A 19,823-nucleotide genomic window follows, 5' to 3' on the forward strand; every position below is an offset into this window, starting at 1 on the left:
TCAGGCGTCTTCCTTCAGATATTTCTGGAAGCTCTTGCGCAATTTCATCAGCTTGGGCGGAATCACCGCTTGGCAATAGGGATTGCGCTGGCCTTCGCCGGTCCAGTATTCCTGGTGATAGTCTTCCGCCGGATACCATTCGGCCGGGCCTTCGATCGTGGTCACCGCGTCCTTGTCGTGCTCGGCATTCCAGCGTTCGATCGCGGCTTCGGCTTCGCTGCGCTGTTCATCGTCCAAGGGGAAGATCGCGCTGCGATACTGGGTGCCGACATCGTTGCCCTGCCGGTTCAGCTGGCTCGGATCGTGCGTCCCCATGAACACGTCGTAAAGGTCGGCGAGCGCGATCCGGTCGGGATCGAACGTCACCCGCACCGCTTCGGCATGGCCGGTATTGCCGCTGCACACCTGCTTGTACGTCGGATCGGAAACATCGCCGCCGATGTAGCCGCTCTCGACCTCGTCCACGCCGATCACGTCGTTCATCACCGCTTCGGTGCACCAGAAGCACCCGCCCGCCATGATCGCCTGTTGCTTAGCCATTTGTAATCTCCTTCGCAAAGGGAGATAGGTACGGTGTGCCCGCTTGTCAGGGGGAGGCTGACCGGGCAGAAGCCGGTGCGACAAATCAGGGAGAGATTTCGATGCGTATCCTGTTTGCCGCCGCCTGCGCGCTCGCGGCCTTCGCCACGCCTGCCATGGCTCAGGACCATTCCGGTCACGAAATGGGCTCGCACGCCGGTTCGATGGCGATGGACCACGCCCATCACGCAGCCTTGACCCGCGCCCTCGCGATGGAGAACCGGGCCGAGGATCGCGCCCGCGACCAATACCGCCATCCCTTCGAAACGCTCGATTTCTTCGAGGTGAAGCCGGGCATGACCGTGGTCGATTACATGCCCGCCAGCGGTTGGTACACGCGCGTGCTGGTGCCCTATCTGGGCGCGCAGGGCCGCTATGTCGGGCTGACGCCCGATCCCGCCGCTGCCGATGGCGAGCGGTTTGCGAATTACTTCGCCAAGCTACCGGGCGATTTCGAAACGGCGCGGGGCGGCTGGAATCTGTCCGGCGCACCGATCTCGACTTACGCTTCGCAGGACCTTCCCGAAGAACTGAAGGGCCAGGTCGATCGCGTGCTCGTCTTCCGCGAGATGCATAACTTGATGCGGTCCGGTGTGCTCTACACCGAGCTGATGCGCATGCGGGGCCTTCTCAAGGAGGACGGGATGCTCGGCATCGTCCAGCACCGCGCCAAGTCCGATGCGCCGGGCGATTACACCACCGGTGCCAACGGCTATCTGCGGCAGGAAGACGTGATCGCGCTGGTCGAAGCGCACGGCTTCGAACTCGTCGGCATGAGCGACATCAACGCCAATCCGCTCGACAGCGCGGACCACGAAGGCGGTGTCTGGCAGATGCCGCCGAGCTGGGGCGGCAAGAAGCCGGAACTGGAGAATATTGGCGAGAGCGATCGGATGACGCTGCTGTTCAGGAAGCGCTGATCCTGTCAGCCATCGTTCAGTAAACCGAATGCAAATCCCCCGGTGTGACACTATCACATCGGGGGGTTTTGTATGAAACGCTTTGTTTTCGTGGCCGTTGCACCGCTCGCTCTGGCGGCTTGCGGCGATCGGGCCGATGAAGCGCGCGGCGTCGATCACGGCGAGACGTTGCTGTCCGTCAGCGCCAGCGGCCAGGCCGAATCGCGGCCCGACCAGGCGCAGTTCCAGGCCGGAATCGAAACCTTTGCCGGCAATGCCCGCGCCGCCAGCGAGGCCAATCAGGACAAGATCGCCGAGATCGTGGCGGCCCTGCGCCAGCTCGGCGTGGCGGAAAAGGACATCCAGACCCGCGCCGTCACTGTCAGGCGCGTCGAATATGGCGACCGAAAGGGCCAGTATCAGGCCGCCAATGTGGTCGAAGTGACGATGCGCAATCCCGATCGCGCGGGTGAGGCGGTCACTGCGGTGACGGAAGCGGGTGCAAACATCGTCTCCGGCCCGTCTCTGTCGATGACCGATCCCGAGGCGACCGCCAATCTTGCCTATGCCGACGCCTACAAGGCCGCGCGCAAAAGGGCCGAAGCCTATGCCAAGGCTGCGGGGATGGAGGTGAGCCGAGTGCTCTACATCCGCGATGGGGGCGGCACGCAGGGGCAGACCTATCTGCGCGGGGCGGAAGCCATGAGCGACGCTATGGTGCAACAGTCCGCTGCGCCGCCGCCCGTTGCCCCGCCTCCGCCGCCGCAATCGCGGATACCCACCCGCTCGCCCTCGATGATGGTCGGCACCACGCGGTCCGACGTCTATATCCAGGTGGACTTCGCACTGCGCGAAACCTAATTCGGCGCGCATGAGAGCGCTGACCCTGTCCGTCCTGCAATTGCCGCTGGCCCGGCCCGAGCCTGCCGACAACATCGCCGCCGTCGCCGACCTGGTCGAACAGGCGGCGGGCGAAGGCGCGCAATTGATCCTGCCGCCCGAACTGTTCGCAGGCGACTATTTCTGCCGCGAGGAGGACGAGGCGCTGTTCGCCCGCGCGCGCCCGACGGAGCAGGACGAAAGCGTCGCCGCGATGCGCGAGCTCGCCGCGCGCCACAAGGTCGCGATCCCTACCAGCTTCTTCGAGCGGGATGGGCACCATTATTACAACACGCTCGCCATGATCGGCCCAGATGGCGCGATCAGGGGGACCTATCGCAAGAGCCACATTCCCGACGGTCCGGGATATGAGGAGAAATACTATTTCCGCCCCGGTAACGACGGCTTCAAGGTGTGGAATATCGCTTGTGAAGGTGGGACGGCGCGCATCGGCGTCGGCGTGTGCTGGGACCAATGGTATCCCGAATGTGCGCGGGCGATGGCGCTGAAGGGGGCTGAAGTCCTGCTTTACCCCACCGCGATCGGGTCCGAACCCTATGACGCCGATCTCGACACCAGCCGCATGTGGCGGCGCGCGATGGTGGGCCATGCGGTGTCGAACTGCATGCCCGTCGCCGCCGCCAACCGCATCGGCCACGAAGGCCCGGCGGACCGCAGCCAGAGCTTTTACGGCCACAGCTTCATTACCGACGAATGGGGCGATTACCTTGCCGAATACGGCAGGGATGAAAGCGGCGTGCTGACCGCGCGGCTCGATCTCGACCGGGCGGCGACTCACCGTGCGGGCATGGGCTTCTTCCGCGATCGCCGCCCGCAGCTTTACGGTCGTCTCTGCGAGGATATCTGAGCGCGCATCGCTACCTTGTCGCGCTGGGATCGAACATGCGCGTGCCGGGCATCGGGGGCCCACATGCGGTCATCACGGCCGCGCTCGAAGCGCTCGAAGAGGCGGGCGTGGCAGTGGAGGCCGTGTCGCCCATTCTCTCGACCGCACCTATCGGCCCGTCGCAGCGCCGCTACGCCAACGCCGCAGCCCTGGTGTCGAGCGATCTGGACCCGGAAAATCTGCTCTCACGGGCTCAGACTATCGAACGCGCCTTCGGACGCCGCCGGCAAGGCCAACGCTGGCGGGGCCGCCCGCTCGACATCGATCTAATCCTCTGGGACGGCGGCGTAGTCCTTTCCGACCGGCTGACGATTCCCCATCCGGCCTTTCGCACCCGCTCCTTCGTGCTCGCCCCCGCGGCCGCGATCGCCCCCCATTGGCGCGATCCTTTTACGGGCCGAACGCTGCGTCAGCTATCGACCCGCTTGACCGCCCCGCGCCCGCTCCCTAGGGCGCGCCATACCAACCGCGTCGAAGCTGCGCGCGTGGGCCCTTAGCTCAGTCGGTAGAGCAACTGACTTTTAATCAGTAGGTCGCTGGTTCGAACCCAGCAGGGCTCACCATTTCATCGAACTTCGCAATAAATGATGGAGAGTGGCGTCCCGGCGACTCAACCGCAACGCCGCCCCACGCCCTTTGTGTGGTCGCGCAACCGAGATCCTGGTCTCTTCAGTGCTCTCCGAGCGATCCGCCAACCCTTATATTCTAGCTATGAAAGCGGTCACCGCGCAATCGTCATGGGCAGTGTTTTGGACTGCCCGACGGGTGAAACGGTCGATGGTACTGGCGCTGTCGGCGCTTTCTTGTGCGTCTGCGGGGCAGGCGTCGGAGACGACGACCTATACTTACGATGCGAAGGGTCGGCTCGTGAAGGTCCAGCGTTCGGGCGGGACGAATAACGGCACGACAAGGCCGATAATCGCAAGCGGGTCCGCACCACCGGCCGCTGATTTCTTAAAAACCGGTCGCAAGCCAATGTTCGGGCGCCTCGCAGGAGAGGTTGGCCCACGGCTTCGATCGTCTTCATTCGGGGAGGATTTTCCATGAGCCTATTGGGAGCGCACGCAGGCAAGATCGGCCTGCTGGCATCGGCCATTCTTTGCGCAGGCCTTTCGGCACCCGCCATGGCGCAGTAGACCGCCGCGCCGGTCGATCCGTGGGTTGCGACCGACGAGAACGGCGTCGATCTCACCAATGGGCGCTATTATCTCGACATCCTCGAAGGCAGCATCGGCTCGGGCGACGGGGCGATCGCGCTCGTGCGCCATTACGGGCAGAACGGTCTTCAGGACAATTGGAGCGGCACGCTCCAGCTCACGAACAGCGGCACGGTGGCGACGGTCAGCCTCGGCAAGGTGTCGGAGAAATTCACGCTTTCGGGCTCCACCTGGATATCGGCCAAGGCCAATGGCGGCACGCTGACTGGAAGCGGCGTCGCGTGGACCTACCGCTCCCCTCCCCAGGGAGTGGAGATCACATATAATTCCCCCTCGTCTCTGTCGATGTATCCCGGGGGCCAGGCGCAATATGCCGGGCCGGGTTGCAGCACGGACGGGAATAGCTGCGGGCTTCCGGTCGAAGTGCGCCGTCCCAATGGCGTCGTCTATTCGCTTACCTGGATGGTGCAGACCGAATGCTTCGAGAACGGGCAGCCTGCAATTCCGGGTGGAGGCCTTGGCGGCGGCGGTGGGGAGCTGGGAGGCGGCTGTTTAGGCGGCGCAGCCAACGATGCTTCTCGCCCTTCCGGCTGGACCGCATCTCGAGCAACGCCGGTTACACGATGGCGATCCGCTACGACAGCGATCAGTCCAGCTACAATGCCGGCCCGCCGCCGCCCAGCTACTACAACCGCAAGACCGTCCAGTTCTATAATACCTCCAGCGGGCCGGGCGCCATGCCGCGTCAGGCCATCCGCTATACGGATGACGGCGCTGGACAGGTCCTCTATGCCGATGTCGGCACCACCCCCGGCACTGCGCAAAGCAATCTCGACGGGATGAACGTGCGCCAGAGGGTCGAGAACATCGTGGACGCGAATGGCCGCCGCACGCAGCAGCGGCTCGTCTCGGGCAGCCAGATCTACAGCCTCACCCAATACGGCTACGACGCGCAGAACCGGCTCGAATGTGTCGCGGTCAGGATGAACCCCTCGACCTATGCGAGCCTTCCCGCCGCCTGCACGCTGGCCACCACGGGCACGCAGGGGCCGGACCGGATTACGCGGTATCACTATGACGGCGACGATCGGATCGTGCGCGTCGAAAGCGGTGTTGGCACGGCCGAGGTCGGTAACGATTACGTCGCGACCTTCACTCTGAACGGCCGCACCCAGACGCTGACCGATGGGGAGAGCAACCGCACGACCTATGTCTACGACACGTTCGACAGGCTCTCGCAGACCCGGTTCCCCTATGCGGGATCGAAGAACGCCTCCAACCCGAACGATTACGAACAGCTGGGCTACGACAATGCGGGCAACGTCACCAGCCGCCGCCTGCGCGATGGGCAGACGATATATTACGGCTACGACAATCTCGGCCGTCTGACCTCGAAGAACCTGCCCGGCAGCGAATCCGATGCCACCTATGCCTTCGACCTGATGGGCCGGTTGACGCAGGCCGTGCAGAACGGCCAGACGCTGAGCTTCGCGCACGATGCCCTTGGCCGCAACACGTCGCAGTCCGGCCCCTACGGAACCACCAGCTACCAATACGATGCCGCCGGACGAAGGACGCGCATGACCTGGGCGGACGGGTTCTACGTCACCTACGATTATCTCGCGGACGGATCGATGCGGTACTTGCGCGAATATGGCGGTACTGCGCTTGCGACGTGGAATTACGACAGCGCCGGCGACCCCAGTTCCATCACCTTCGCCAACGGCACCACACAATCGATGGCATTCGATCCGGTCGGGCGGTTGAGCTCGCTGGTCACCGATATCGCGGGCAGCAATGGCGACAACACGCGCGGCTTCTCCTACAATCCGGCAGGCCAGATCGCGCAGACGACCCAGTCGAACGACAGCTACGCCTTCGACCAGCTGGCGAATGCCGATCGTTACTACACGGCGAACGGGCTCAACCAGTATACGCAGGCAGGCGGTGTCTCGCTCGGCTACGACGCGCGCGGCAACCTCACCAGTTCGGGCAGCGACGCGTTCGGCTATTCGAGCGAGAACTTCCTGACGAGCTACTCGCATCCGGGCGGCTCGGGCTCGCTGATTTACGATCCGATCGGGCGGCTCTATCGCTATACCGGCCCGTCGACCGACACCCGCTTCGCCTATGACGGGGTGGACATGATCGCCGAATATAACGGCGCCAACCAGATGATGCGCCGCTACGTCCACGGGCCGGGCGTCGACAATCCGCTGGTCTGGTACGAAGGCTCCGGCACGGGCGACCGCCGCTACCTCCATACCGACGAGCGCGGCTCGGTGACGGCAGTCTCGAACGCCTCGGGCGCGCTCCTCGGCATCAACAGCTACGACGAATACGGCATTCCGGGCGGAGCGGGACTTGGGCGGTTCCGCTATACCGGACAGGCCTGGCTGCCGGAACTCGGCCCCTATTATTACAAGGCCCGCATGTACTCGCCCACCCTTGGCCGGTTCATGCAAACCGACCCGATCGGATACGCCGATGGCATGAATATGTAAAATTACGTAGGCGGCGATCCGGTGAACTTTACCGATCCGACGGGGTTGCGAAGCGTCGAAACTTGCAACTACTTCAACAGCCTCATCTATGACGGCGATAAGCTGATTTTAATAAATATTAACGCTCGCAAGGTCTGTACGGACCGAGGGATACCAGATGAATCTATTTGGCGTGATGGAATGGCGCCATCAGATCAAGGGAGCGGTCTCCTATGTGAATTGGTAGATACAACAATTAGCATATATTGTTCAGTACCTTCACTGGGATTAAGTGGTTCCGCACGGGGATAGGGGATTTTAGGTGGTGGGGTCGCTTCGGATATAGCATTCGATCCCCAATCGGGTCGGTTGGGATTTAGCGCCGGAATAGACGTGGACGCTGGTGTCGGTGGAGCAGCGAACTTATCGCTTGGCAGTAGTGCAACCGCACTTGCGACAGCCCAAGCTTCACCCTGGTTGATTATCACAGGATATATCATTTTTGAAAGTCAAGTTGTATTTATTCCTTCGGTAATTGCTATCATTTTTCTCTATTCTTATAATTGTTCCTGATGCGGTGCATCGTTTCATGATAGTTCAACTTACTCTAATTTTAAGTTGTTAAAATTTTGCGATACAGGATTAGTCAATAGCTGCCTTGTTTGTGGCGGAAAAATGTGCGGCCCTAAAGATTGAGAGACTTACGTTGGATGGATCTGCGTAAGTAACGAAGACGCATCTGTATGTCGTCATGTGACCCTAGGACTCTGCCGTCTCGAACACTACAACCGTAAACATCGCATTCGGACCCATCTGCGCCCACCCTTCGCTTGTAATCGCGCCCGTTTCCCTGAAATCAACGCCCACACCTGACGAGAGGGTCGTCGCTTCATCATGGCCGAGCGAATACGTCGCGATACGCTGTTCACTGCGCTCACGCGGCCGCAGATGTTTGCAGGCGTGACCTACAGCTTTTTCGTCATCAACGCCGTGATCGCGGTCGAGCTGTTTCTAATCTTTCGCGCCTGGTGGGTGCTGCTGGTGGCGCTGGCGGTACATGGGGTGGGCGTGCTCGCCTGCCTCAACGAGCCGCGCTTGTTCGACCTCTGGATCACGCGGATGCGGTAAGGCGACCAGATCGGCGCGCCGCGATCTTCAGCTTCTCGAAAAATAGTCCGAGAGGGCTGCCACCGCCGTGTCGGTCAATTCGAGCCAGCAGCGGCGGCCATCGGAGGCGTCGTTGGTCCTGCGGCACCAGCCCCTGCGCACCAGATCGTTGATGTGGCGCAAAGCCGTCGAAGTGGGCACGCGCGCGGCGAGGCAGGAGGACGAGATCGATACGTCCCGTTCTTCCAGCCGATTGACGAAGAGATCGACGAGAATGTTCCACGTCGCACCGTCGCACAGATCCTCTGGAAGATATCTCTCCCGCATGGCGCGCGCTTCGAGTTCCTGCTTGGCGGCGAGGCGAAGCTCGGCCTCGTTCGTCGTCGTAATCGCTTCGGACGATCGCTTGGTCACGTTTTTGCCGATCGCCGCCCGTCCCCTAGGAGCGACCAATGTGGACGTTTCGGGGCTCTGGCTGCGAAATTCATCCGCGAGTTCATCCCGCAGAGCGCTGGACCGACTAGTCATCGCGAGAAATCCTTTCGAAGACCGAGCGTATCTGGGTTCCTCCCACGACGAGATGGTCGATCAATCGCAGTTCGAGCTTCTGGGCGAGCGCTTGGATGGCGCGCGTTTCGCGTTCGTCCTGTGCGCTTGGAACGGGCGTTCCCGATGGATGATTGTGGACGAGCAGGAACGAGCGGGCGTCGAGCGCCATCGCCTTTTGCACGACGACCCTCGCCGAAATCGCGACAGAGTCTTGAACGCCGGATGCGAGCGTTTCTTCCGCGATGAAGCCTCCCGCCTCGTCGCAGAAGAAGGCCAGCAGCACTTCGTGACGCAGATGGCCGATCCGCCTGACCAGATAGCGGTGCAGGGCCGGATCGTCGGGAGCGAGAATTGTCCTGTCGAGCTGTTCGCGCAGACCCGCTTCGATCAGATCGCGCGTCGCCAGAACGATCTTCACGACATCGTCTTGTCCGAGGATCCTGCGAAATTCGCTTTCGCCGCTGCACGTAAAGGCGGCGATCGACCCAAATTGCCGAAGTATCGAGGCCGCCGTGTCCGAAGGTTTGTCCACCCCCAGCTCGTTCAGCCTTTCGGCGAGGTAGGCGACCCGTCCCCCGCATCGCATCGCCGGTGAAGGGCAGGCGTTACGCAGACCGCCATTATGATCGGCGTCGTATCGGCCGCTTCCCGTGTCCCGAAGCGGATTGGCTTCGAACGATGTTTGGCGATTGAGGCGGGCTGAAATGCTGCGCAGCATGGAATCCGGACCCTATCTGCCGCCCGCGCGAGCTACACGGCTGCCATCGGCGTCCGTGGTTGCGAGAAAGGAAGCCGCCGATCGATCGCAGCGAGCCCGGTCGGGATGCAGGTCCAACATGATCTCCTCCAGCGTGCATGGCATCGCCGGAAGAGGGGATCGCGATCAGTCGAGCATGCTCGCCAGCGCGTCCGCAACCACCAGGCCCGATCCGAGAAGAACCATCGTCAGGGCTGCGATCGCCACGATCAGCAGGACCCGCATGCCTTTTCCCAGATGCCGGGGCTCGATGTCCGACAATGACCGAGGCGCTTCGACCCATGGCGCAGGCTCCCTGAAGGCGGCTGCGTCGTGGAATTCGAAAGTACCCCTCGGCGACGGAGTTTCTGCCAGTTCCGGGGCCGGATCGACTATTGGTGTCGCGCTACATGTAGTAGCAGACGGTGTGTCGAGGAGGAGTTGAACCGCCTCGACGCGTGTCGCCACGCCGAGCCGCTGGCGCGCCGCATCGAGATGCGCCTGAACGGTGCGCGGCGAGATATCTAGGTCGCGAGCGATCTGTTTGGTATTCAAATGGCGCGCGGCCAGATCGAGCGCATCGAACTGCTTTTCGGTCAGTTCCACAGGACCGGAAGGAGTCGAAATGGTCGGCATCGCGCGGTCGTATCGCGCCTTCGCGATCTTTGGAAGCCGGACCGTGGAAAGCCTTGGCGAATGGCGCGCCGCATTGCCTTTGCGTGGCCCCCGTCGCGGCGCTATCGCCGTATCCATGGCGTCTCCCACGATATCGATCTTTGCGCGGTTGCCGGTTCCGGGAAAGGCCAAGACGCGCTGATCCCCGCGATCGGCGAGGAGGGCGCGGCGCGGGTCTATGCGCGGCTGCTGAACCATACGGTGGCGCAGGTTGAGGCGAGCGGGCTGCCGTTCGAATTGCGCGTGACCGGAGGCGAGATGGCCGCGTTCGGCGAGTTGTTCGGCAAGGATGTCCGCGTCGTCGAACAGGGCGATGGCGATCTCGGCGCGCGGATGGTGCGGGTCGACGCGCCTGCCATCATCATCGGCAGCGATTGCCCCGCTGTGACGCCCGAACTGTTCCGCGTCGCAGCGCGCGAGCTTGCGGAACGCGACGTGGTGATCGGCCCGGCGAGCGATGGCGGTTATTACCTGATCGGCCTGGCGCGCCCGATGCCGTTCCTGTTCGCGGAGATGGAGTGGAGCACCGAAACGGTCTTCGCCGAAACGCTGGCGCGGGCCGCGGCGCAAGGGATCGGCCCTGCGGTCCTGCCCGAGCTGGACGATATCGACACGCCCGGCGATCTCGCCCGTTGGCCGGACTTCGCTGCGGTTTCAGGCCAGTGAGCGTGGCGCTGGTCATCCCGGTGCTGGACGAGGCCAAGGCCTTGCCGGCTCTGGTCGAAAGGCTGGCGGCGCTCGATCCCCCGCCCGCCGACATCCTGATGGTGGATGGCGGCAGCGCGGACGCTTCCGTCGCCATTGCACGTGCGGCGGGGTGGCGCGTGATCGAGAGCGAACGGGGCCGGGCGGTCCAGATCAATGCGGGCGTGGCCCAAGCGCGCGGCGATCTGGTCTGCGTGTTGCATGGCGACACCCTACCTCCTTCGGACATGGTCGCCGTAATCGAAGAGACGCTGGCGGACAGGCGGATCGCGCTCGCGGGTTTCACGCCGCGCATTTGCGGGCCGGACAAGACCCGCTGGGTCACCACCGCGCACAATATCGTCAAGACCTGGTACGCGCCGCTGATTACTCGCCCGCATCTGTTCGTGCGCGGCGTACGCCTCCTGTTCGGCGACCATGCGATGTTCTTTCGCCGCGCCGATTTCCTGAAGCTCGGCGGCTGCACTCCGGGCGATACGGTGATGGAAGAGGCGGATCTGTGCGTTCGCTTCGCGACACTGGGTCGCGTGAAGCTGGTGCCCCGCTGGATCGAGACATCGGACCGGCGGATCGCGGAATGGGGGCCGTGGAAGGCGAACTGGATTTATTTCAAGGTCGGCATGCTATGGGCTTTCGGCCTGCGGGACCGGATGGCGAAGCATTATCCCGACGTGCGTTGAGCGTCCGGCTCGGCCAGAAAACCTGCGGCGATGCAGTAATCGATCAACCGCTTCATGTAATCCGATCCGGTGACGGGGCAGGCCAGCCCGGTGACGGCGCGGAAATTATCGTCTCCGAAGTGCGGATCGCGCTGGAAATAGCTGGCGTACAGCCCCGCTACGCGCCGGAACAGGCGGCGTTCGAGCGCGGGAAGCATGGCGGCGTCGAAGTTTTCGGGCGGGACAAGCTCCGGTTCGTGAAAATGCGGATAGGCGCCGATCGTCGCGGTGAAGTCCGCGACCGCGAGGGGCTGGACCGAAACTAGATGATAGGTTCCGCCCCTGGCCGCCTCCATCCGCTCGGCCAGTTCGACGATCCCCCGCGCAACGTGGTCGATCGGCACGAAGTCGAGACTTGCGCTCGGGCGCGCAGGCATGTGCCGCACGCGGCCCTCGGCAATCAGCTTGAACGCGGCATAGGTCGTGTCGAATTGACGGATCGCCCCGGTATCGGATGCGCCGACCACGATGGAGGGCCGGGCGATCGCCCAGTCGAGCGCGGAGGCACGCACCAGCCGCTCTCCCGCCGCCTTGCTCGCTTCGTATCCATTGGCGAAGCCCGTTTCGGGGAGCGGGTCTTCCTCCGCGATCGGCCCATCCCGACGCCCGCAGGCATAGGCGGTGGAGACGTGGAGCAGCGCCATGCCGCCCGCTTCCGCCAGCGCAATCGCGTGGCGCGTTCCGGCCACGTTGACGGCGTCGTATTCCTCGTCGGTCAGATCGAAGCGGACAGTCGCAGCGCAGTGGATCAGGAGGTCGTGCGTCTGGGCGATCCGCGCGAAGTCCGCCTCGCTCCAGCCGAAATGCGGTTGCGAGACATCGCCCGCCAACGTCTCGATCGCGACGTCCGACCCGTCATTGGCGCGGATGTCGCGGTTGCGATGGACGAGACCGGTCACCCGGTGCCCCTCCCTCAGAAGGCGCGCGCAGACCTCGCCGCCCAAGAGGCCGGCGGCACCGGTTACGAGGATGTTCAGCAACAGGCTGCGGGCGCGGAAGCGTCGGATGTGGGCCCGGTCGCGCCGAAAGGCACGGCGACGCCGCAGTCGGGGAAGACGCCGTAATGCGTCATGAAATCGCCGAAGAAGTCGAAATGCTCGGCAAAGCGCGTGTCGGCCAGCATCTTCCAGCTATTGCCGCAGATCGGGAACATCCGGCCCGCTTCGATATGGTGGTGGCCGTCGAGTTCGAACACGCGCTCCTGCCCCGGAACCGTCCCGCGATAGCGGACCGCCTGTCCGTAATCCTCGCACTGGCTTTCCAGCAAGTCGAGCTTGAACAGACGATACGTCGCCGAATGGAAGGCGATACCGTCGAGCTTTTCCTGCACCGCCTTGTCGCCGATGCCGAGCGGACGGCTGGTGACGAGGCGCGGGTCGAGGAAGCCGGAGGATTTGGCGAGCGCCAGGAAGTCGCCCCAATAGAGCGCACCCGACAGGCATTCGCCGTGCAGGACCGGATCGTCGCGCAGGTTTTTGGGCACGCGGCGCTCGCTGTAGACGTCGCTGAAATAGAGCTCGCCGCCTGGTTTCAGCAGGCGATGCGCCGCTTCGAACACGGCGCGTTTGTCGGCGACGAGATTGATCACGCAGTTCGAGACGATGACGTCGAAATGCCCTTCCGGCAGGTCGAGATCGCCCAGTTTCTCGATATCGCCTTCGAGGAAGCGGACGTTCGATTTGTCATAGCCGAAGCGCTGGCGGTGCCAGTCCTCGTGCCCGCGCGCGACGGCGAGTTGTTCGGGCGTGGCATCCACGCCGGTGACCGAGCCTTCCGATCCCACCAGCTGGGCCAGGATATAGGCATCCTGCCCACTGCCCGATCCCAGATCCAGCACATGGCAGCCCGCAATCGCCTGCGGAGCGACGAGGCCGCAGCCGTAATAGCGCGCCTTCACTTCCTCGTGCACATTGCGCAGCGCCGACAGGATTTCGGGCGGGGGCGCTTCCATTGTGCAGCAGGCATCGGTCTTCAGGTCGGACGATCCGGCCAAAACCTTGCCGTAATAGTCCTGCGAGTTTTCGAGGTTCATCGTGTGCGGCCCTTATTGGCGTGTGTGCGGGTTCCGGTTCGCATTGCCAGCTTTATCGGGTAGGCGACAAGCGATGAAATTCACACATGACGTGATCGTGATCGGCGGCGGTGCCGGCGGTCTGACCGCAGCGGGCGGCTGCGCGCTGTTCGGATTGAAGGTGGCCTTGATCGAAGGTCACAAGATGGGCGGCGAATGCCTCAACAATGGCTGCGTGCCGTCGAAAGCGCTGCTCGCCGCGGCCAAGCGCGCCGCAGTGGCGCGCAAGGGCGAGAGAATGGGCGTCAGGATCGCGCCGCCCGAAATCGACTGGAGCGGGGTGAAGGGGCAGGTCCGGCGCGCGATTGCCGATATCGAGCATCACGATTCGGTCGAGACATTCGAGGAGATGGGCTGCGAGGTCATTCTGGGCCATGCGCGGCTGACGGGGAAGCACTCGGTCGAAGTCGCGGGACAGACGCTGCAAGCGCCCCGCATCGTCCTTGCAACCGGATCGCGACCCTTCGTCCCTCCGATCGAGGGGGTCGACGGGGTGCCCTATCTCACCAACGAGAATGTGTTCGAGTTGGACGAGCAGCCCGGCCATCTGGTGATCGTGGGTGGCGGCAATATCGGGATGGAGATGGCGCAGGCCTTTCGCCGGTTGGGCAGCGAGGTGACCGTGATCGAGCCCGATGCCATCATGGGCCGCGACGATCGCGACAGCGTGGCTGTGATGGTAGAAGCCTTGCGCGAAGAGGGCGTGCGCTTCGTCCACGGAAAGGCGAAGGCCGTGTCGGGCGCGGCCGGATCGATCCGTTTGGAGATCGAGGGCGCGGAAGCGGTCGAGGGGAGTCACCTGCTGATCGCGACCGGGCGCACGGCGCGCGTGGAAGGGTTCGGACCGGAAGAGCTCGGCCTTAAGCTCGGCAGGAACGGCTTCGCCGTTGATAAGCGGCGCCGCACCAGCCTGCGCTCGATCTACGCCATCGGCGATTGCCGCGACGGGATCAGGCTGACGCATGTTGCGGGCTATGAGGGATCGAATGTGGCGCTCGAAATCGTCACCGGCCTGCCGACCAAGGTGGATTATACCGCGCTGCCCTGGTGCACCTATACCGATCCTGAAATCGCCCAGGTCGGCATGACCGAGAGCGACGCGCGCGAGAAGCACGGCGATGCTATCACGGTGGTGCGCGAGGAGTTTTCCGAGAACGAGCGCGCGGTCGCCGAGGGGGCGTCGAGGGGCCATCTCAAGCTGGTGATGAAGGGCAAGAAAGTGCTCGGCGCCAGCGTGGTGGGCGTGAATGCGGGCGAATTGCTGCTCCCGCTCGCCCAATCGATCACCGGCAAGACGAGCACTTTCGCTCTCGGCAGCGCCATCATCGCCTACCCGACCCGCAGCGAGATTTCGAAGGCCGCCGCCTTCGGCGCGTGGGAGCCGACCGTGTTCGGATCGCTGCCCAAGAAATACGCGGCCCTGGTCGCCAGACTGAGACGGATTTTCGCATGAGTACGAGCACCAAATCGCGCAACGCGCCGACCGGCCCATCGCCCTTCGCGGTCGAGGCGGCGGCGCTGCCGGTCGAGAAGTTTTCCGATCCCGAGGTCACGGCCAAGGGCGAGCCGCGCGCGCATGTTCCGCTGACCGCGCTCGAAACGCTGTGGTTCAACACCGGAACCCTGTGCAATCTCGCCTGCGCGAGCTGCTATATCGAGAGCAGCCCGACCAACGATGCGCTGGTCTATATCGCGGCGAAGGACGTCGCCCGCTTCCTCGACGAGATCGAAATCGACGGGATGGGCACACACGAGATCGGCTTCACCGGGGGCGAGCCGTTCATGAATCCGGACATGCTCGCCATGCTGGACGATGCGCTCGGGCGCGGCTTCGAAGCGCTGGTCCTGACCAATGCGATGAAGCCGATGCGGCGGCACGAGGCGGCGCTGGTCGCGCTGCGCGAGGCGCATGGCGACCGCCTGACGCTGCGGGTGAGCCTCGATCATCACACGCAGACCGTCCACGAGGCGGAGCGCGGCCCCCGAAGTTGGGAGGCCGCGATGGACGGGCTGCGCTGGCTATCGCGCGAAGGCTTCTCGCTCGCCGTCGCCGGGCGGCTGCTGCCGGGCGAGGGCGAGGCGGATGCGCGCCAGCATTATGCCGCCCTGTTCGAGCGCGAGGGAATCCACGTCGATGCGCGCGATCCGGCGCGGCTGGTGCTGTTTCCCGAAATGGACGAGAGCAAGGACATCGCCGAGATCACGACCGCCTGCTGGTCGATCCTCGACAAATCGCCAGCGGACGTGATGTGCGCGACCAGCCGCATGGTCGTCCACCGCAAGGGCGAAGCCGCGCCGCGCGTCGCCGCCTGCACGCTAATCCCCTACGATCCCGGTTTCGATATGGGCGGCGATCTTGCCGAAGCCTCGCGCGAGGTCTCGCTTAATCACCCGCACTGCGCCCGCTTCTGCGTACTGGGCGGGGCGAGCTGTTCGGCCTGATCCGGCGGCAAACAATTATCAGGGGACACTCCTGCGCTTCTGGACGTTGAGCGGGCATGTTCTTCGAAAACACGCTTCTCGATCTGGTCGCCCGCGGCTTCGCCCTGGCCGCGATGGGCATTTTCTGGGTGGTGGTATTGATCCGCCTCAACGGCCTCAGATCGCTGTCCAAGATGACGAATTTCGACTTCGTCATGACGATCGCGCTCGGCTCGCTACTGGCGACTGCCGCCGGCGCCGATAGCTGGCAGGTATTCGGCCAGTCCCTTGCCGCTCAGGCTGCCCTGTTCTTCGTCCAATGGGGCACCGCGAAATTGCGCCGGAGTTCGGACACCATAGAGACCGTGATGCAGAACGCGCCCGTATTCCTGATGCGGGACGGTCAGTTCTGCGAAGACGCGCTTGATACGACGCGGGTCGCGAAGAGCGACGTCATCGCCAAGCTGCGCGAGGCGAATGCGCTCGATCTCGACAAGGTACACGCCGTGGTCCTTGAGACGACCGGGGATGTTTCCGTTTTGCACGGTGACAGGCTGGATGAACGACTGATCGAGAACGTGACTGCGCAATAGAGCGCAAAATCACGGTCGAGCGAACTGCCCTCAAGCCCGCCGATCGAGGTCCCGATCCAGCCACCGCGCCAGGGCGACGCCGCCGGTAATCAGGAACGGCACCAGCACCACGCTCAGCGTGACTTTGGCGATCACCTGTCCGATCAGCAGCGGAGTGATGTCGAACTGGCCGTAAAAGGCGAGCGTCACGAAAATCACCGAATCGATCGCCTGGCTGAGCGCGGACGCGATCGCACCTCGGATCATCAGCGCGATGGTGCCGCCTTCTCCATCGCCCCTGAGGCGCGAGAAGATCCAGACATTCAGCAGCAGCGAGACGATATAGGCCGCCGGGCCCGCTGCCATGATGCGCGGGGTCTGCGCCAGCACGCGCTCGAACGCGGCGAGGTCCTCGCCCCGATATTGAACCATGTCGGGCGCGGCGGGCAATTGCAGCACCAGCAGGATAAGCCCCGCCGATATCGCCAAGGGAAGAAAGCCGAACCAGACCAGCCGCTTGGCCAGCTTCTCGCCATAGAGCTGGGCGATAGTGCTCGAGATCGCGACGAGCAGAAGAAAGGCGAAAATGCCCGCCTCCACCGCAAGATCGGTCGGCCACAACCGCACCTGTTTGAACGCCAGCACGCCAGCCAGCACCGTCATCCCGCCATAGAGCAACGTATAGACGAACAGGCCCAAGGGCATGCTGGCGGCATTGGCGCGGGCGGTGTTGTGCGGCTCGCTCATGGCGCGGGACTCCGAAAATGGGGGCTACGTTTGTGTGTGCTTCTAGGGTCGCGAAATTGACTAACGCGGCTTCGCGCGCAAGAGAGCGGTCGGTTTCATCCGCAATTACCCGATTCCAGTCACCGCTCCAGCCTCTGCGCGAAAGGCCCGCATGCCGCCCATCGTCTTCAGCCTGCTCGGCATCGTTGCGATCCTTGCCATCGCCTTCTTGCTTTCGACCGGCAAGCGGCGCATCCGGTTGCGCGTGGTGGCGGCCGCCTTCGCCCTGCAGGCGTTGATGGCGTTTCTGGTGCTTGCGACGAGCGGCGGGCGCGCGGTCATCCGCGGCATGTCGGACGGGGTGGCGGCGCTGCTTTCCTATGCCGATCAGGGCACGGCCTTCCTGTTCGGCGCAGCGGAGAACAATCCGCTGTCGAACACGTTTGCGCTTGCCGCGCTGCCGGTGATCATCTTCTTCGCCGCGCTCGTTTCCATCCTCTATCACCTCGGCATCATGCAGCGCATGGTACGCTGTGTCGGCGGAGCGATCGGCTGGGTCACGGGTATCTCCAAGGTCGAATCGCTGGGCGCGGCGGCGAACATCTTCGTCGGCCAGTCGGAAAGCCCGCTGGTGGTGCGCCCCTATCTGGCGGCGCTTGCGCCCAGTCGGCTGTTCACGCTGATGACGGTGGGGATGGCGGGCGTCGCGGGCACGATTCTCGCTGCCTACGCCGGATTGCTCGGCCCCGAATATCTCCCCTTCCTGCTCGCTGCGGCCTTCATGTCCGCGCCTGGCGGGATCCTGATGGCGAAGATCATCATGCCCGACGATGGCGAACCTTCGCCCGAAGCCGAAGGCGAGCTGAGCCTTCCCAAAACGCGCATCAGCGGCGATGGGCCCGCCGCCATCACCGAAGGCGACAAGGCACACGAAGTCGAGGTCGCCGAAACCTTCGAGGAAGGGCATCGCCCCGCCAATGTGATCGAGGCAGCCGCGCAAGGCGCGCAGACGGGCGTCAAGCTGGCAGTGGCAGTGGGCGCGATGGTGCTCGCCTTCGTGGCGCTGGTGGCGCTCGCCAATGGCCTGCTCGGCGTGGTCGGCGGCTGGTTCGGCTACGAAGCGCTCTCGTTCCAGATGGTGCTCGGCTGGGTGTTCGCGCCGGTCATGTTCCTGATCGGGATACCCGAATGGAGCCAGGCGCAGATCGCGGGCGGCCTCTTCGGGACCAAGATCGTCCTCAATGAATTCGTCGCCTTCATCGAATTGGGCGCGCTGGATGCGGCCGCGCTGACGGAGCGCAGCCGCGCCATCGTCACCTTCGCGCTGTGCGGCTTTGCCAATTTCAGCTCGATCGCAATTCAGATGGCGGTCACCGGCGGGCTGGCCCCTAATCAGCGTCCCGTCATCGCCAGGCTCGGCCTGCGCGCGCTGGCCGCCGGGTCGCTCGCCAATTTGATGAGCGCCGCGCTCGCCGGCCTGTTCCTTCCCTATTAGACCGACCCATTAGAGACGCATCATGTCCCAGATCGCTTCCGTATCGCTTGCCCGCCCGCTCGAAGAAATCGCCGACGAGCTGGGCCGCTCCTTCGCCGAATACGGTTTCGGCGTGGTGCGCGATCACGGCATCCCGCAGGATCTGATCGCGCGGGCGGAAGAGATGTCGAAGGCTTTCTTTGCGCTGCCCGATGCGACCAAGCGGCAGTACAAGATCGAAGGCGGCGGCGGCGCGCGCGGCTATACGCCGTTCGGGACGGAAAAGGCGAAGGACGCCCAAGTCCATGATCTGAAAGAGTTCTGGCATGTCGGGCGCGATCTGCCCTCAGGCCATGCGCTGTCCGAATTCATGGCGCCGAATGTCTGGCCGGACGAGGTCGAAGGTTTCCGCGAAACCTTTTCGGAGCTCTACGCCGCGTTCGAAGCGGCGGGGGGCCGCATTCTGGAAGCGATCGCGCTCCATCTGGACCTGCCGCGCGATTTCTTCGCCGCCACTGTGGAGGACGGCAATTCGGTGATGCGCCTGCTGCGCTATCCGCCACTGGAAGGTGCCGAGGCCGAAGGCGCGATCCGCGCCGCCGCGCATGGCGACATCAACACGATCACGCTTTTGCTGGGCGCCGAAGAAGCGGGGCTGGAACTGCTGACCACCGAAGACGAGTGGCTGGCGGTCGATCCGCCCGAGGGCGCGCTCGTCGTCAATATCGGCGATATGCTCGATCGGCTGACCAATGGCCGCCTTCGCTCGACCACCCACCGCGTCGTCAATCCGACAGGCGAGGCGGCCTATCGCGCGCGCTATTCCATGCCGTTCTTCCTGCATTTTCGGCCGGATTACGTGATCGAGACGCTGCACTCCTGTGTCGATGCCAAGAGCGGCGAAACCGGCCCCGAACCGATCTCCAGCCACGATTTTCTGATGCAGCGCCTGCGCGAGATCAATCTGGCCTGACTTGCTGCATTGCAGCATGTGGGAGCGACTTCTCGCCGCGACATTTGTAAAAATCTTTCAGTGTTGCGATTCAGGCACACCAGAAAACCGCGCATTTGCAGGGCCTTAGCGGCTCTGCTGCAATGCGGTAACTTAGCACGCGATCTTGTAATCACGCTGTCATAAAACGATAGCTTGGACGTCACGAACCC

22 protein-coding genes and 1 tRNA gene are annotated in these 19,823 nt (G+C 63.6%); 16 read left to right on the top strand and 7 right to left on the bottom strand.

Annotated features, from left to right (window positions below):
* The gene (gene msrA, locus A3736_RS14335) at positions 1-540 is read right to left on the bottom strand and encodes a peptide-methionine (S)-S-oxide reductase MsrA (RefSeq protein ID WP_067684356.1); all 540 of its coding nucleotides are present in this window, start codon (positions 538-540) and stop codon (positions 1-3) included.
* A 101-nt stretch (positions 541-641) separates the two neighbouring features.
* Between msrA and A3736_RS14340 the strand changes: the two genes are divergently transcribed.
* The 9 genes from A3736_RS14340 to A3736_RS14370 all read left to right on the top strand — a co-directional run bounded on the left by A3736_RS14340 (position 642) and on the right by A3736_RS14370 (position 8,032).
* Complete coding sequence (locus A3736_RS14340; protein ID WP_067684358.1) at positions 642-1,499, top strand: class I SAM-dependent methyltransferase; 858 nt, start codon at positions 642-644, stop codon at positions 1,497-1,499.
* 72 nt (positions 1,500-1,571) lie between these two features.
* Positions 1,572-2,339: an SIMPL domain-containing protein gene (locus tag A3736_RS14345; RefSeq protein ID WP_067684360.1), complete on the top strand. Its 768-nt coding sequence runs from the start codon at positions 1,572-1,574 to the stop codon at positions 2,337-2,339.
* Between the two features lie 10 nt (positions 2,340-2,349).
* Positions 2,350-3,225, top strand: a complete 876-nt coding sequence (gene aguB / locus A3736_RS14350; protein ID WP_067684362.1) for an N-carbamoylputrescine amidase — start codon at positions 2,350-2,352, stop codon at positions 3,223-3,225.
* A 35-nt stretch (positions 3,226-3,260) separates the two neighbouring features.
* Complete coding sequence (gene folK / locus A3736_RS14355) at positions 3,261-3,761, top strand: 2-amino-4-hydroxy-6-hydroxymethyldihydropteridine diphosphokinase (protein ID WP_233999400.1); 501 nt, start codon at positions 3,261-3,263, stop codon at positions 3,759-3,761.
* A tRNA-Lys gene (locus A3736_RS14360) sits at positions 3,752-3,827 on the top strand. The genes folK and A3736_RS14360 overlap by 10 nt, the downstream gene beginning before the upstream one ends.
* Before the next feature lie 214 nt (positions 3,828-4,041).
* Complete coding sequence (locus A3736_RS18300; protein WP_369815455.1) at positions 4,042-4,311, top strand: RHS repeat domain-containing protein; 270 nt, start codon at positions 4,042-4,044, stop codon at positions 4,309-4,311.
* A gap of 733 nt (positions 4,312-5,044) precedes the next feature.
* Positions 5,045-6,925: an RHS repeat-associated core domain-containing protein gene (locus A3736_RS14365; protein ID WP_067684366.1), complete on the top strand. Its 1,881-nt coding sequence runs from the start codon at positions 5,045-5,047 to the stop codon at positions 6,923-6,925.
* A 372-nt stretch (positions 6,926-7,297) separates the two neighbouring features.
* Positions 7,298-7,477 (top strand): hypothetical protein, encoded by a 180-nt coding sequence (locus A3736_RS18070; RefSeq protein WP_156502145.1) that lies wholly within the window; start codon positions 7,298-7,300, stop codon positions 7,475-7,477.
* 321 nt (positions 7,478-7,798) lie between these two features.
* The gene (locus tag A3736_RS14370; protein WP_067684368.1) at positions 7,799-8,032 is read left to right on the top strand and encodes a type IV secretion system protein VirB3; all 234 of its coding nucleotides are present in this window, start codon (positions 7,799-7,801) and stop codon (positions 8,030-8,032) included.
* Between the two features lie 27 nt (positions 8,033-8,059).
* On the opposite strand, the gene A3736_RS14375 is transcribed toward A3736_RS14370, so the two are convergent.
* The 3 genes from A3736_RS14375 to A3736_RS14385 form a co-directional block, all read right to left on the bottom strand.
* Positions 8,060-8,539: a hypothetical protein gene (locus A3736_RS14375; RefSeq protein WP_156502146.1), complete on the bottom strand. Its 480-nt coding sequence runs from the start codon at positions 8,537-8,539 to the stop codon at positions 8,060-8,062.
* Positions 8,532-9,092, bottom strand: coding sequence for a JAB domain-containing protein (locus A3736_RS16785; RefSeq protein ID WP_197465621.1), 561 nt, complete (start codon positions 9,090-9,092; stop codon positions 8,532-8,534). The genes A3736_RS14375 and A3736_RS16785 overlap by 8 nt, the downstream gene beginning before the upstream one ends.
* A gap of 351 nt (positions 9,093-9,443) precedes the next feature.
* Positions 9,444-9,932 (bottom strand): response regulator transcription factor, encoded by a 489-nt coding sequence (locus A3736_RS14385; protein WP_067684372.1) that lies wholly within the window; start codon positions 9,930-9,932, stop codon positions 9,444-9,446.
* Between the two features lie 60 nt (positions 9,933-9,992).
* Here A3736_RS14385 and A3736_RS14390 point away from each other — a divergent pair, with 60 nt between their 5' ends.
* Entirely contained in the window at positions 9,993-10,637 is a 645-nt protein-coding gene (locus tag A3736_RS14390) for a TIGR04282 family arsenosugar biosynthesis glycosyltransferase (RefSeq protein ID WP_233999401.1), read from the top strand.
* A 2-nt stretch (positions 10,638-10,639) separates the two neighbouring features.
* Positions 10,640-11,356: a glycosyltransferase gene (locus A3736_RS14395; RefSeq protein WP_233999402.1), complete on the top strand. Its 717-nt coding sequence runs from the start codon at positions 10,640-10,642 to the stop codon at positions 11,354-11,356.
* Here the strand turns inward: A3736_RS14395 and A3736_RS14400 are convergent.
* The gene (locus A3736_RS14400) at positions 11,338-12,375 is read right to left on the bottom strand and encodes an SDR family oxidoreductase (protein ID WP_067684376.1); all 1,038 of its coding nucleotides are present in this window, start codon (positions 12,373-12,375) and stop codon (positions 11,338-11,340) included. The two genes, A3736_RS14395 and A3736_RS14400, sit on opposite strands and share 19 nt — an antisense overlap.
* Positions 12,369-13,427 carry a methyltransferase domain-containing protein gene (locus tag A3736_RS14405; RefSeq protein ID WP_067684378.1) on the bottom strand — a complete coding sequence of 353 codons (1,059 nt, stop codon included), beginning with the start codon at positions 13,425-13,427 and terminating at the stop codon, positions 12,369-12,371. The genes A3736_RS14400 and A3736_RS14405 overlap by 7 nt, the downstream gene beginning before the upstream one ends.
* 73 nt (positions 13,428-13,500) lie before the next feature.
* On the opposite strand from A3736_RS14405, the gene A3736_RS14410 reads away from it, so the two are divergent.
* The 3 genes from A3736_RS14410 to A3736_RS14420 are packed head-to-tail and all read left to right on the top strand — an operon-like array spanning position 13,501 to position 16,480.
* Entirely contained in the window at positions 13,501-14,919 is a 1,419-nt protein-coding gene (locus A3736_RS14410) for an NAD(P)/FAD-dependent oxidoreductase (protein WP_067684380.1), read from the top strand.
* Positions 14,916-15,908 carry a radical SAM protein gene (locus A3736_RS14415; protein ID WP_067684382.1) on the top strand — a complete coding sequence of 331 codons (993 nt, stop codon included), beginning with the start codon at positions 14,916-14,918 and terminating at the stop codon, positions 15,906-15,908. The genes A3736_RS14410 and A3736_RS14415 overlap by 4 nt, the downstream gene beginning before the upstream one ends.
* A 56-nt stretch (positions 15,909-15,964) precedes the next feature.
* Positions 15,965-16,480, top strand: a complete 516-nt coding sequence (locus A3736_RS14420) for a DUF421 domain-containing protein (RefSeq protein WP_067684384.1) — start codon at positions 15,965-15,967, stop codon at positions 16,478-16,480.
* A 30-nt stretch (positions 16,481-16,510) separates the two neighbouring features.
* On the opposite strand, the gene A3736_RS14425 is transcribed toward A3736_RS14420, so the two are convergent.
* Positions 16,511-17,206: a queuosine precursor transporter gene (locus A3736_RS14425; RefSeq protein WP_067684386.1), complete on the bottom strand. Its 696-nt coding sequence runs from the start codon at positions 17,204-17,206 to the stop codon at positions 16,511-16,513.
* Positions 17,207-17,357: 151 nt separating this feature from the next.
* Between A3736_RS14425 and A3736_RS14430 the strand changes: the two genes are divergently transcribed.
* On the top strand, positions 17,358-18,680 hold the full coding sequence (locus A3736_RS14430; protein WP_067684388.1) for a NupC/NupG family nucleoside CNT transporter: 1,323 nt from the start codon (positions 17,358-17,360) through the stop codon (positions 18,678-18,680).
* Between the two features lie 22 nt (positions 18,681-18,702).
* Positions 18,703-19,632 (top strand): isopenicillin N synthase family oxygenase, encoded by a 930-nt coding sequence (locus A3736_RS14435; protein ID WP_067684390.1) that lies wholly within the window; start codon positions 18,703-18,705, stop codon positions 19,630-19,632.
* Positions 19,633-19,823 lie beyond the last annotated feature (191 nt).

The sequence above is a fragment of the Erythrobacter sp. HI0063 genome, from assembly GCF_001635685.1.
Classification (GTDB): domain Bacteria; phylum Pseudomonadota; class Alphaproteobacteria; order Sphingomonadales; family Sphingomonadaceae; genus Qipengyuania.